This is a genomic window from Micromonospora sp. IBHARD003 (assembly GCF_056106285.1).
Map to the genome: position 1 here is coordinate 2328896 of NZ_JBWBBX010000001.1, position 12128 is coordinate 2341023.

Annotated in this window: 11 protein-coding genes; 7 read left to right on the forward strand and 4 right to left on the reverse strand. The window is 71.0% G+C overall.

Going from position 1 to position 12128, the window contains the following annotated elements; all coding sequences use genetic code 11:
• Positions 1 to 88: 88 nt before the first annotated feature.
• Positions 89 to 529 (forward strand): VOC family protein, encoded by a 441-nt coding sequence (locus tag ACTWOL_RS10315; protein ID WP_474296309.1) that lies wholly within the window; start codon positions 89 to 91, stop codon positions 527 to 529.
• Positions 530 to 647: 118 nt separating this feature from the next.
• Here ACTWOL_RS10315 and ACTWOL_RS10320 read toward each other — a convergent pair whose 3' ends face one another.
• Positions 648 to 2009: a glutamine synthetase family protein gene (locus ACTWOL_RS10320; protein ID WP_474296310.1), complete on the reverse strand. Its 1362-nt coding sequence runs from the start codon at positions 2007 to 2009 to the stop codon at positions 648 to 650.
• 187 nt (positions 2010 to 2196) lie between these two features.
• On the opposite strand from ACTWOL_RS10320, the gene ACTWOL_RS10325 reads away from it, so the two are divergent.
• The 4 genes from ACTWOL_RS10325 to ACTWOL_RS10340 all read left to right on the forward strand — a co-directional run bounded on the left by ACTWOL_RS10325 (position 2197) and on the right by ACTWOL_RS10340 (position 4694).
• Positions 2197 to 2571, forward strand: coding sequence for a hypothetical protein (locus ACTWOL_RS10325; RefSeq protein WP_474296311.1), 375 nt, complete (start codon positions 2197 to 2199; stop codon positions 2569 to 2571).
• Between the two features lie 70 nt (positions 2572 to 2641).
• Positions 2642 to 3286 carry a DUF3105 domain-containing protein gene (locus ACTWOL_RS10330; RefSeq protein WP_474296312.1) on the forward strand — a complete coding sequence of 215 codons (645 nt, stop codon included), beginning with the start codon at positions 2642 to 2644 and terminating at the stop codon, positions 3284 to 3286.
• Positions 3287 to 3300: 14 nt separating this feature from the next.
• Positions 3301 to 3972, forward strand: a complete 672-nt coding sequence (locus ACTWOL_RS10335) for a DUF305 domain-containing protein (protein ID WP_474296313.1) — start codon at positions 3301 to 3303, stop codon at positions 3970 to 3972.
• A 302-nt stretch (positions 3973 to 4274) separates the two neighbouring features.
• Positions 4275 to 4694: a CBS domain-containing protein gene (locus tag ACTWOL_RS10340; protein ID WP_474296314.1), complete on the forward strand. Its 420-nt coding sequence runs from the start codon at positions 4275 to 4277 to the stop codon at positions 4692 to 4694.
• Between the two features lie 45 nt (positions 4695 to 4739).
• Here the strand turns inward: ACTWOL_RS10340 and ACTWOL_RS10345 are convergent, their stop codons facing one another.
• Entirely contained in the window at positions 4740 to 5636 is an 897-nt protein-coding gene (locus ACTWOL_RS10345; RefSeq protein ID WP_474296315.1) for an alpha/beta fold hydrolase, read from the reverse strand.
• 562 nt (positions 5637 to 6198) lie between these two features.
• Here ACTWOL_RS10345 and ACTWOL_RS10350 point away from each other — a divergent pair.
• Together ACTWOL_RS10350 and ACTWOL_RS10355 are read left to right on the forward strand one after the other, a co-directional pair.
• Entirely contained in the window at positions 6199 to 7935 is a 1737-nt protein-coding gene (locus ACTWOL_RS10350) for a multicopper oxidase family protein (RefSeq protein ID WP_474296316.1), read from the forward strand.
• Between the two features lie 118 nt (positions 7936 to 8053).
• Positions 8054 to 9838, forward strand: coding sequence for an NAD+ synthase (locus ACTWOL_RS10355; RefSeq protein WP_474296317.1), 1785 nt, complete (start codon positions 8054 to 8056; stop codon positions 9836 to 9838).
• A gap of 69 nt (positions 9839 to 9907) precedes the next feature.
• On the opposite strand, the gene ACTWOL_RS10360 is transcribed toward ACTWOL_RS10355, so the two are convergent.
• Positions 9908 to 10936, reverse strand: coding sequence for an endonuclease/exonuclease/phosphatase family protein (locus ACTWOL_RS10360; protein WP_474296318.1), 1029 nt, complete (start codon positions 10934 to 10936; stop codon positions 9908 to 9910).
• 275 nt (positions 10937 to 11211) lie between these two features.
• Positions 11212 to 11979 (reverse strand): TetR/AcrR family transcriptional regulator, encoded by a 768-nt coding sequence (locus ACTWOL_RS10365; protein WP_474296319.1) that lies wholly within the window; start codon positions 11977 to 11979, stop codon positions 11212 to 11214.
• Positions 11980 to 12128: the final 149 nt, after the last annotated feature.

The following is a 12128-nucleotide window of genomic DNA, read 5'->3' on the forward strand; positions in this document are numbered from 1 at the left end:
GGCTGGAAGGACCGGGAAGGATCCAGAAGAATCCGGAAGGACCGGGAACAGCGCCGGGAACGGCGCCGGGAAGGAGAAGGTCCCGCGTATGGAGTTCACGCTCGAAGTCGTCATAGTCCCGGTCAGCGACGTGGACCGGGCGAAGACCTTCTACGCCGACCAGTGCGGATTCCACGTCGACCACGACACCCGTGTCGACGGGGGCGTGCGCATCATCCAGCTGACTCCGCCCGGTTCCCCCTGCTCGATCGTCATCGGCTCCGGCATGCCCCCCGCACCCGGCCAGACGACGATGGCCCCGGGGGTGATCCAGGGGCTCCAGCTGTGCGTGCCGGACATCGAGGCCGCGCATGACGAGCTCCTCGGACGGGGCGTGGCCGTCAGCGCGGTCCAGCATGTCTCGCCGTCCGGCTGGGCCCGCGGCAAGGGCGAGACCTGGAACTCGTTCGTGTTCTTCCAGGACCCGGACGGCAACGGCTGGGTGGTCCAGGAGGCACCGGCGCCTCTGGCGGACCGCCGCCACGGCTGAGCCGCCGCCGGACGGTCCAGGAGCGGCCCAGCGAAGCCGGTGAAACGCAGCGGGGCCGACGGTCCACGACCGTCGGCCCCGGCAGCCGGATCAGCGGGACACCCGCTCCGGCCTCCGCCTACAGCACCGGCAGGTTCTTGCGCAGCTCGAACGCCGTCACCTCGGAGCGGTACTCCTCCCACTCCTGCTTCTTGTTGCGCAGGAAGAAGTCGAAGACGTGCTCGCCCAGCGTCTCCGCGACCAGCTCGCTGCGCTCCATGAGCATGATCGCCTCACCCAGGTTCTGCGGCAGCGGTTCGATGCCCATCGCGCGCCGCTCGGCGTCCGACAGGGCCCAGACGTCGTCGTCCGCGCCGGCGGGCAGCTCGTAACCCTCCTCGATGCCCTTGAGGCCCGCGGAGAGCAGGACCGCGTAGGCGAGGTAGGGGTTGGCACCGGAGTCGAGGGAGCGGACCTCGATACGGGAGGAGCCGGTCTTGCCCGGCTTGTACATCGGGACCCGGATCAGGGCCGAGCGGTTGTTGTGGCCCCAGCAGATGTACGAGGGGGCCTCGCCGCCCGAGCCGGCCGTGCGGGCCGAGCCGCCCCAGATGCGCTTGTAGGAGTTGACCCACTGGTTGGTGACTGCGGAGATCTCCGCGGCGTGCCTGAGCAGGCCGGCGATGAAGGAGCGTCCGACCTTGGACAGCTGGTACTCGGCGCCCGACTCGTAGAACGCGTTCCGGTCGCCTTCGAAGAGGGACAGATGGGTGTGCATCCCGGAACCGGGGTGCTCGGAGAAGGGCTTCGGCATGAAGGTGGCCTGGACGCCCTGCTCGAGCGCGACCTGCTTCATCACCAGGCGGAACGTCATGATGTTGTCCGCGGTCGACAGTGCGTCCGCGTACCGCAGATCGATCTCCTGCTGGCCCGGCGCGCCCTCGTGGTGGCTGAACTCCACCGAGATGCCCATGGATTCGAGCATCGTGATGGCCTGGCGGCGGAAGTCCATGCCGACGTTCTGCGGGGTGTGGTCGAAGTACCCGGAGTTGTCCGCGGGGGTCGGGCGGCTGCCGTCCAGCGGCCGGTCCTTGAGCAGGAAGAACTCGATCTCGGGGTGGGTGTAGAAGGTGAACCCGAGGTCGGAGGTCTTGGCCAGGATCCGCTTGAGGACGTAGCGGGGGTCGGCGAAGGACGGGGAGCCGTCGGGCATGAGGATGTCGCAGAACATCCTGGCGGTGCCCGGGGCCTCCGCGCGCCAGGGCAGGATCTGGAAGGTACCCGGATCCGGCTTGGCGATCATGTCCGATTCGTAGACCCGGGCGAAGCCCTCGATCGCGGACCCGTCGAAACCGATGCCCTCGTCAAAGGCCTGCTCCAGCTCGGCGGGGGCCACCGCCACCGATTTCAGAAAACCGAGCACATCGGTGAACCACAGGCGCACGAACCGGATGTCGCGCTCCTCGAGCGTACGGAGCACGAATTCCTGCTGCTTGTCCATAAGCCACATCCTTGCAGTTCAGACGGCCTGTGCACCACCGCCGGGGCGTGGGGAGGAGCTTCAGTATCACGACCCGGGGTTTCGCCCAGATTACGCACCCCGTATGACCTGGGGCACGCCGTCGCCGTTACCATCTGCCCCCATGGGGGGCCCGCGGCACCACCGCATCGCACACATCGTGCGTCCCATGGCGCTGGGGAGCGCCGTGGCGACGCTTCTCGCCGCGCTCTTCATCTGTCTCGGGCTGCTGGCGGACGCCCATACGGGCGCCGCAGCGATCCATGCCGGCAGCGGCCGGCCGGGGATCACGGCCGCGACGCACACCCCGGCCGGCGCTGCGGCTGCGGCCGCGGAGGTCAGCTGTCCGTACGACCGCGGCGACTGCGGGATATTCGGCCATCTCTCCCCGGCCGTGCTCACGGCCCCGCCGCTGGACGGTCCCGTGGACGAGGCCGGGGCGCACCCCGCACCGGCAGCCGTCCCGGGCACCGGCCGGATCCTGCGCACCGGGACGTTCCCGCGCGCCCCCGATCTCCACGTCCTTCAGGTACAGCGGACGTAAAGGGCCTGCTCCACCGCGTACCGGCGCACTTCCGCGCCACCACCCTCTTCCCCGCCACGAAGGACACATCATGGCCGCAAAGAGCAGCACCAACGACCGCCGTGCCCGTATAGAGCAGATGCGCCGTGCCGAGCAGGCCCGCGAGCGCCGCAACCGCATCATCACGATCTCCCTCAGCACCCTCGTGGTCGCCGGCCTGGTCGGTTTCGGCGGCTACGTCATGAACAAGAAGTCCGAGGAGAAGGACCTGGCGGAGGCCGCCGCCAAGGCACCGATCGACGACGAGAAGTCCTGGGACGCCAAGAAGCTGGGCCGCAACCACGTCTCCGCTCAGGTGAAGTACCCGATGAAGCCGCCGGTCGGCGGTGACCACAACCAGGTCTGGATGAACTGCGACCGGAACGTCTACGACAAGCCGGTCCCCGACGTCAACGCGGTGCACTCGCTGGAGCACGGTGCCGTGTGGGTGACCTACAGCGACAAGGCCCCCGCAGCCGATGTGCAGAAGCTGAAGGACAAGGTCGGCAAGACCTCGTACTCGATGATGAGCCCGGTGAAGGACCAGGCCGGGGCGATCATGCTGAGCGCCTGGGGCAAGCAGGTCACGGTCGACGGAGCGGACGACCCGCGGGTCGACCAGTTCTTCACCAAGTACGTGCAGGGGCCTCAGACACCTGAGCCGGGTGCCGCCTGCACGGGCGGACTGGGCTCGTGACCCGCAGGATCCGGATGACCCGGACCCATTGGGCCGCGCTCACGGCCGTCGTCCTTGCCCTGCTGTTCGCGGGTGCGGCCACGGTCGCGTCGGCGGGCGGCAACGAGGGGACGAAGACCACCGCGGCCGCTCCGGGCAAGGACTCCGCCGACGCGGGCTTCGCCCGTGACATGGCCGTCCACCACCAGCAGGCGGTGGAGATGTCCTTCATCGTCCGGGACCGCACCCAGGACGCCGAGGTGCGCAGGCTCGCGTACGACATCGCCAACACCCAGGCCAACCAGCGCGGAATGCTGCTGGGCTGGCTGGATCTGTGGGGGCTGCCGAAGGTCGACTCCGGCACCGAGCCGATGTCCTGGATGAAGTCCGCGGACCATGGCGGTCACGGTGGTCACGGCGCTCATGGCGGGTCCCCTTCCGGGGAGGGCCCGCTGATGCCCGGCATGGCCACCCCGGCCGAGCTGGACCGGCTCGGCAAGGCCTCCGGCAAGCAGGCGGAGATCCTCTTCCTGCAGCTGATGACCGACCACCACAAGGGCGGTATCACCATGGCGAAGGGCTGTGCCGACCTCTGCACGGTGGCGCCGGAGAAGTCCCTCGCCCAGGGCATGGCGGACGCCCAGCAGTCCGAGCTGGATCTGATGGCCGACCTGCTGAAGAAGCGGGGCGCCGCGCCCCGCGGCTGATCCGCACCGGCATCCGCCCGCCCCGGCCGGCACACCGGCCGGGGCGGGCGGACGGCCGCGCACGGGCAGGGCGGGCACCCGGTGTGTCCGTCCTCAAGTGCCTGCCCCGGCGCCGGGGGCCGGTGGTCCCGCCGGGCGCCCCGGCCACGTCGGCGGTATGGTCGAAAACGGCTTCCCCGGCGTCCGCCGGGACTGGCTGACCGGGCTGGTTGGGCTCCCTGCACCACTGAGTGCCCACGCGCACGTCGGAGAAGTCCCCGCAGTTCCCCATCCGACGTGGGCCGCTCAGGAGGTACGAACCCATGACCACCGCCAAGGACATCATGCACACCGGTGCCCAGTGGATCCCCGCGCACGAGACGCTCGACCGCGCCGCGCAGTTGATGCGCGAGCTGAATGTGGGAGCACTGCCGATTGCCGACGCCGACGAGCGGCTGTGCGGCATCCTCACGGACCGCGACATCGTCGTCGGCTGTGTCGCGATGGGCCATGACCCGTCCCGGGTGACCGCCGGTGACATGGCCAGGGGCACCCCGCGCTGGATCGAGGCCGGCGCGGATGTGAACGACGTGCTGCACGAGATGCAGGACCACAAGATCCGCCGGCTGCCGGTCATCGAGAACAAGCGGCTGGTCGGAATGATCAGCGAGGCCGATCTGGCCCAGCATCTGCCGGAGGGCCAGCTCGCGTCGTGGGTCGAGCAGGTGTACGCGCGGGGCTGACGCGCCCCGGAGCACTCGCACACGGGCGGGCGCGCGCCCGCCGCATCAGACGAAGGCGCGGCCGCCGTCAGCGGCCGGGCCCGTCTCCCGCCGTGGGCCCTCTCCCGGCGTGAGTGCCGCCCGGGCCACCGCGTCCGGCCGGTCCAGCATGATCAGATGGCCCGCCGGCTCGACCGTCTCGAAGCAGGCGTCGCCGAGCCCGCGGGCCAGCGCCTGCTGCCGCTCCAGCCAGCGCAGCGCCCAGCGGCCGCCGCGGCCGTCGTACGCGGCCATGACCGTCGTCGGGATCCCGTCCGGAAACGGGAAACGCTCCCGCAGACCGAGGAGTTCGGCCGCCACGGCGCGGTAGTGGGTGTTCTCGAACAGGATGCCCTGCATGACCCGTGAGGTTCCGTAGCAGCGGCGCACCAGCGACGCGGGCGCCGGATCCGAGCCACCGGCCCGGGACAACCGGACCGCGGCGCGCCGGGTGAGCGGGCCGAGCGCGGCGGGGACCCCCATGAGGGACAGGGCCGTTCCGGCGCCGCGCGCGAGGGCCGTGCGGACGGCGGGGGCGGCCGGCACCCGGGCGTCCTCCTCGATGCTGGAGTCGACGAGCACGATGCCGGACGTCCGGGAGGGGTGGAGCCGGGCGAAGGCCTCGGCGTGGAATCCGGCGATCGAATGGCCGACGACGGTGGCGGGTCCTTCGAGGCCGAGGGCGTCGAGGACCGCGGCGATGCGATGGGCCTCGCCGGCGGCGGTCGGCGGGACGATCGCCGGTCCGCTGAGCCCGTGCCCGGGTCGGTCGAAGCGGACCACGGTGCGGTGCGGAGCCAGCAGCGGGACGACGGGGTCCCAGTCGAACCAGCTCATGGCGAGCCCGGCGCTCAGCACACAGACCGGTCCGCTGCCCTCCACGACGACGTGATGGGGTACGCCCCCGATCCGTACGAAGCTCACCTTGTCCGTCTCCCTCCCGCGCCACGGCGCGTGCGCGAGTGCACGGAGGCCACCCTGACACGGGCCTGCGGACCGGGCCCGCCCCGCCCCCCGCCCAAGCCGGTCCAAGTCCCTTGTCCTGTCCGCGGAACGGTGGTGTGCAGGGGGTGGGACGACGTCGGCCGCACCACAGCCCACTATCCGAACATTGGTGACATAGCAGCTCATGTTAGGCCGTGTCGGACCGGTCCTTACTCGGGTCTTTTGTCCGATCCGGCTAATGTGCGTCGTGTGATGAACGAACGGAGGGCCGGGCACGGGCGGTTGCCGCTGTTCGCCGGACCGCTGTTCGGGGCCTCGTTCCTCGTGCGCCACCGATTCGCCGCCCGGCACAGGGCAGACGCCCGGCCACGACCGGCCCTGCCCATATGGCCGTATCCACCCCCGCTCCGGACCGTGCTCTCCACCGTGTCGGTGCTGCGCCGGTAGGAGCGCGTCCGGCCGTCCCGTCCTGCCCTGACGCGGTGGCAGACGCACCCTTTTCACGCCTTCACCCCCCAGCGAGGTGCACACAGTCATGCCCATGGAGCACACCCGTCAGACCTCCCCCACCCGTCGCGCGGTGCTCGGCGCCGGGCTCGCCGTCGCGGGATCCGGCCTGGTCGCCGCCTGCTCCGGCGACTCCGGACCGGACCGCGGCGGCCACGGCGCGGCCCCGGGTGCCGGCCCCAGGGGTACAGCGGCACCCGACGGCGAGAGGGGAGACACCCGGGAGGGCGAAGGCGGCGGCAAACACAACCGCCACCTCACCTTCACGGCCACGCCGAGCACGGTCGACCTGGGTGGCGGGCGCACCTTCAAGACCTGGACGTACAACGACGAGTTGCCGGGACGCGTGGTCCGGATCACCGCGGGCGACACCCTCGCGCTCACGCTCGCCAACCACCTCCCGGAGACGACCACCGTGCACTGGCACGGCATCGCCATCCGCAACGACATGGACGGCGTGCCCAATGTGACCCAGCCGCCGATCAAGCCGGGCGAGTCGTTCTCGTACCGCTACGAGGTCCCGCATCCGGGGACGTACTGGTTCCACCCGCACCAGGGCGTCCAGGTCGACCGCGGAACCTACGCGCCGCTGATCGTGGACGACCCGAGGGAGCCGCTCTCGTACGACCACGAGTGGATCATCATGCTGGACGACTGGATCGACGGCGTGGACGGCTCCACACCGGACGATGTCTTCCTGCAGCTCAGCAGGGGCAGGAGCCGGATGAGCCACGGCGCCGGCGCACACCACGGCGAGCGGTCCGGCGGGTCGGGACCGGGCAGCAGCCGCGCCGGAACGGCCGGACCCGACAGGGCCCACCCGTCCGGGCCGGTGGGCGCCGGCGCCGGTGGTGTGCACAAGGACGACCCGAAGCACCCGAAGAACGACGACGATCCGTCGCCGCTGCACTTCAGGGGCCCCCGACGGGTGATGACAGGGGCCAGGAGCAATCTGCTCGGCGGCCACGCGGGCGACATCGACTACCCGTACTACCTCATCAACGGGCGCACGCCCGACGAACCCACGCAGTTCAGGGCCAAGCCCGGCGACCGGATCCGGCTGCGCATCATCAACGCCGGCGGCGAGACCGCCTTCCGGGTGGCACTCGGCGGGCACCAGTTCACGGTCACCCACACCGACGGCTTCCCGGTCCGCCCGTACAAGGCCGACGCTCTGCTGATGGGCATGGGCGAGCGCTACGACGTGCTGATCACCGCGAAGGACGGCGTCTTCCCGCTCACCGCGCTCGCCGAGGGCAAGCACGGCTCGGCGATGGCCGTGCTGCGCACCGGTGGCGGCGCACCTCCCGGGCCGGACGCGCGCCCCAGGGAGCTGTACCGGAACGTGCTCCGGTCGTCCGCGCGGCTGCGGCCCGACGACTCCGTCGCCCTGTCGCGGCGGCGCAAGCCCGACCGCATCGTCAAGCTCAAACTGACCGGCGGCATGGAGAAGTACGACTGGGCCTTCGACCGGAGGCCCTACGACCCCGAGACGATCCACCGCATCGAGTACGGCGAGCGGGTCCGGCTGGTGGTCATCAACGTCACGGACATGTGGCACCCGGTGCATCTGCACGGACACACCTTCGCGCTGGCCGGCATCGACTCGCACGGCGCCCGCAAGGACACGGCCGCTGTCCTGCCGCACCACAAGCTGGTACTGGACTTCGACGCGGACAATCCGGGCGCGTGGATGCTCCACTGCCACAACATCTACCACGCGGAATCCGGGATGATGACGACGGTCGCCTACAGCGACCGCAGGCGGTGACGGGGCACCGCGCGGGCCGTCAGGCCCCGGTGGGCCTGCGTACGGGGCGCCCGCACAGTGGGGCGCCCCACACTCCCGGCCCGGGACATTGCGTCAATCAGACGATTACACTGGACCCGTGCCTCAACTTCGCCTCGCCCTGAATCAGATCGACTCGACCGTCGGCGACCTCGCCGGCAACGCCGAGTCGATCGTCCACTGGACCCGGCACGCCGCCGAGCAGGGAGCGCATCTCGTCGCGTTCCCCGAGATGGTGCTGACCGGCTATCCCGTCGAGGACCTCGCCCTGCGGTCCTCCTTCGTCGAGGCGTCACGGGCCGCCCTGCACGCACTCGCCGTACGCCTCGCCGACGAGGGCTTCGGGGAGTTGCCGGTGATCGTCGGCTATCTGGACCGCTCCGAGAAGGCCCGGCCCCGGTTCGGACAGCCCGCGGGCGCCCCGCAGAACGCCGCGGCGGTGCTGCACGGCGGCCGGGTCGTGCTGACCTTCGCCAAGCACCATCTGCCCAACTACGGCGTCTTCGACGAGTTCCGGTACTTCGTCCCGGGCGACACCATGCCGGTGATCCGTGTGCACGGCGTCGACGTCGCGCTCGCGATCTGCGAGGACCTCTGGCAGGACGGCGGCCGGGTGCCCGCCGCCCGCTCCGCCGGGGCCGGGCTGCTGCTGTCCGTCAACGCCTCGCCGTACGAGCAGAACAAGGACGACACCCGGCTCGAACTGGTGCGCAAGCGGGCCCAGGAGGCCGGCTGCACCACCGCCTACCTGGCGATGATCGGCGGCCAGGACGAGCTCGTCTTCGACGGCGACTCGATCGTGGTCGACAAGGACGGCGAGGTCATCGCGCGTGCCCCGCAGTTCGCCGAGGGCAGCGTGATCCTCGACCTCGATCTGCCGGCGGCCGCCGCCGAGCCGGGGAAGCCCGGTGGCGGAGCCGCGAGCGGAGAGCGTGTGGACGACGGTCTGACCGTAGACCGGGTCGTCATCTCCGAGGAGCCGCTGCCGCCGTGGGAGCCGGAGCTGACGGGGGGGTACACCGAGCGCCTCGAGGACGCTGAGGAGGTGTACTCCGCGCTGGTCGTGGGCCTGCGCGCGTACGTCGCCAAGAACGGCTTCCGCTCGGTGCTGGTGGGCCTGTCCGGGGGCATCGACTCCGCACTCGTCGCCGCGATCGCCTGCGACGCGCTCGGCCCGCAGAACGTGTACGGCATCTCCATGCCGTCCAAGTACTCATCGGACCACTCCAGGGGCGACGCCGCCGAGCTCGCCCGGCGCACGGGGCTCAACTTCCGCACCGTACCGATCGCGCCGATGTTCGACGCCTATATGGACTCGCTCGGCCTGACAGGTCTCGCCGAGGAGAACCTCCAGTCCCGGCTGCGCGGCACGATGCTGATGGCCGTCTCCAACCAGGAGGGCCACATCGTCCTCGCGCCGGGCAACAAGTCGGAGCTGGCGGTGGGGTACTCGACGCTGTACGGCGACTCGGTGGGCGCCTACGGGCCGATCAAGGACGTCTACAAGACGACGGTCTTCCGGCTGGCGAAGTGGCGCAACCGCGCGGCCGAGGAGCGCGGCCAGACCCCGCCGATCCCGGAGAGCTCCATCACCAAGCCGCCGAGCGCCGAGCTGCGCCCCGGCCAGGTCGACACCGACTCGCTCCCCGACTACGACGTCCTGGACCGCGTCCTGGAGCTGTACGTCGACCGGGACCGGGGCAAGGACGCGATCGTGGCGGCCGGCTTCGACGAGGAGCTGGTCACCAGGACGCTGCGCCTGGTCGATGTGGCCGAATACAAGCGGCGCCAGTACCCGCCGGGCACCAAGATCTCGGCGAAGGGCTTCGGCAAGGACCGGCGGCTGCCGATCACGAACCGCTGGCGGGAGACGACGGCGCACTGACCGTACTCCGCGCGGCACGGAGGGGGCTTCCCGCGAACGACGCGGGAAGCCCCCTCGGACGTACGGAGGTCAGAACGTGACGCGCGCGGCGATCGGGAGGTGGTCGCTGGCGGTCCGCGGGAGGGTCCACGACTGCACCGGCTCCACCCCCCTGACCATGATCTGGTCGATCCGGGCCATCGGGAACGAGGCGGGCCAGCTGAAGCCGAAGCCGGTGCCCGCCGCGCCCTGGGTGGAGCGCATCTGGGCGGTGACCGCGTTCAGCGAGCGGTCGTTCATCGTGCCGTTGAGGTCGCCGAGCAGGACCACCCTGGACACCTCGTCGCGCCGGATCGCCGCACCGAGGGCGTCGGCGCTCCGGTCCCGCTGGCTGGCGGTGAAGCCTGCTTCCATCCTGACCCGCACCGACGGCAGATGGGCCACGTACACCGCGACCTTGCCGGACGGCGTCGTGACCGTGGTCCGCATCGCGCGTTCCCAGCCGAGCTGGATGTCCACGGGCGCGGTCCCGTCCATCGGGTACTTGCTCCACAGCCCGACCGTGCCCACCACCGCGTGGTGGGGATACGTGGACGCCAGCGCCTTCTCGTACGACGGGACCACGTCGGCCTTGAGCTCCTCCAGCGCGATGATGTCCACGCCGGACTCCACGAGCTGGCGTGCGGTGCCCCCGGGGTCGGTGTTGTCGGCGTTCACGTTGTGGGTGGCGACCGCCAGACCGCTCTTGCCCCCACCGCTGGTCTTGTCCGGGATGAGCCCGCCGAAGAGGTTCAGCCAGACCACGACGGGCACCAGCAGCGCGATCAGGGCGGTCGCGGACCGCCGCAGCAGCGCGCACAGCAGCAGCACCGGAACGAGCAGACCCAGCCAGGGCAGGAACGTCTCGGTGAGGCTGCCCAGGTTGCCGATCCGGTTCGGGATCTGGGCGTGGAAGATCATCGTCAGTCCGACGACGAGGGAGCAGGCGGCGAGCACGATGCCGCGGCGCCAGATGCCGGGATCGCGGCGCCATCTCCCGAGCGCGGCCCGGACGCGGGATCCGGAGCGGTCTTCATGCTCCGCGTCGTGGCCGGTCTCGATGGTGTCTGCCTGCCCCATGCGTGTCCTCACTGCCTTACTGCCTTGCCCTGCAAGCCTTTGTGCATGCGTCCGGCGCGGGATCCTTCAGGCCGGTCTCCGCGGCCTCGATGCATCCGGCACACCGAAAGCACACAACCGGACGCCGCCCCTTCTCCCGCGGAAATCCGCTCGGAACGACCCTAGGGGATGACGCGGAGCTTGCTGTCGTACGGTCACGAGGACGACCCGCCGGCATGGCCGGTTCCGGTCGCCGGCGCCGGGACCGGGGATGTGACAGAACGCTCACAATCGACTCAGTCCGGACCTCCCGGACCCCACGGTGGACGCAGGCCCTCGAGCACCAGGGAGACGATGCGCTCCGCCAGATCACCGGGCAGTGGGGCGTCGGGCCGCATCACGGCCCTGACCAGCATGGGGCCGACGATCAGATCGTTGACCAGGTCGATGTCGACGTCGTCGCGGATCTCCCCGTTGGCGATCCCCCGCCGCAGGATCTCCAGGACGGTGGCGCGCCGGGGGTCGATCACGGTGGCGACATAGGCCGCCCACAGCCGGGGATGGCTCTTCATCTGCGCGAGGACGTTGTTCAGCAGGGCCGACGAGCGCTGGGCGAGGCCGCGTACGCGTACGGACTCCAGCATCACGACGAGGTCGTCGCGGGCGGAGGTGCCCGGCAGGTCGGGGTCCGGTGGCTCGATGTCCCGGAGGACCTCGACGAACAGCTCCTCCTTGTCGCTCCAGCGGCGGTAGATGGTGGCCTTGCCGACGCCTGCCGTGCGGGCCGTTCGCTCGATGGAGATCTCGCCGAGCGGGACTCCTTCCTCCAGCAGCCTCATCACGGCGTCCCGGATCGCCCGCTCGGCCGCCTTGCTCCGTGGGCGGCCACGGCGCGGCTCCCCCTCGCGGCCGCGTCTGCACGGCTCCCCTTCGCGGCGGCTCGGGAGCGGGCCCTGGGCGCGGCGTCGTGGCGCACCGACCGTGGCCCTGCCCTCACCCCGGGCCGCGCCCGTACCCGTACCCGGCGCGCTGCCGGCCTCCCGCCCCGCCGCCGCGGTCTCCACACGTCTCGTCGTCCCGGCTTCGCCCCGCACAGCGCCTCCGCCTCCGCGTCCTGCCCGTGTCCACCGCGTGGTCCTGCCCGCACGGCGTGTCGGTCTCGTCGTACCGCCGCAGGGCCCGGTCGCCCGGCGTACCGGACCGGACCGGGATC

Excerpts from the sequence above, each read along its gene's own strand:
- ACTWOL_RS10330 (WP_474296312.1), top strand. The coding sequence starts at position 2,642 with ATGGCCGCAAAGAGCAGCACCAACGACCGCCGTGCCCGTATAGAGCAG.
- ACTWOL_RS10335 (WP_474296313.1), top strand. The coding sequence starts at position 3,301 with ATGACCCGGACCCATTGGGCCGCGCTCACGGCCGTCGTCCTTGCCCTG.
- ACTWOL_RS10320 (WP_474296310.1), bottom strand. The coding sequence starts at position 2,009 with ATGGACAAGCAGCAGGAATTCGTGCTCCGTACGCTCGAGGAGCGCGAC.
- ACTWOL_RS10350 (WP_474296316.1), top strand. The coding sequence starts at position 6,199 with ATGGAGCACACCCGTCAGACCTCCCCCACCCGTCGCGCGGTGCTCGGC.
- ACTWOL_RS10360 (WP_474296318.1), bottom strand. The coding sequence starts at position 10,936 with ATGGGGCAGGCAGACACCATCGAGACCGGCCACGACGCGGAGCATGAA.
- ACTWOL_RS10340 (WP_474296314.1), top strand. The coding sequence starts at position 4,275 with ATGACCACCGCCAAGGACATCATGCACACCGGTGCCCAGTGGATCCCC.
- ACTWOL_RS10325 (WP_474296311.1), top strand. The coding sequence starts at position 2,197 with ATGGCGCTGGGGAGCGCCGTGGCGACGCTTCTCGCCGCGCTCTTCATC.
- ACTWOL_RS10315 (WP_474296309.1), top strand. The coding sequence starts at position 89 with ATGGAGTTCACGCTCGAAGTCGTCATAGTCCCGGTCAGCGACGTGGAC.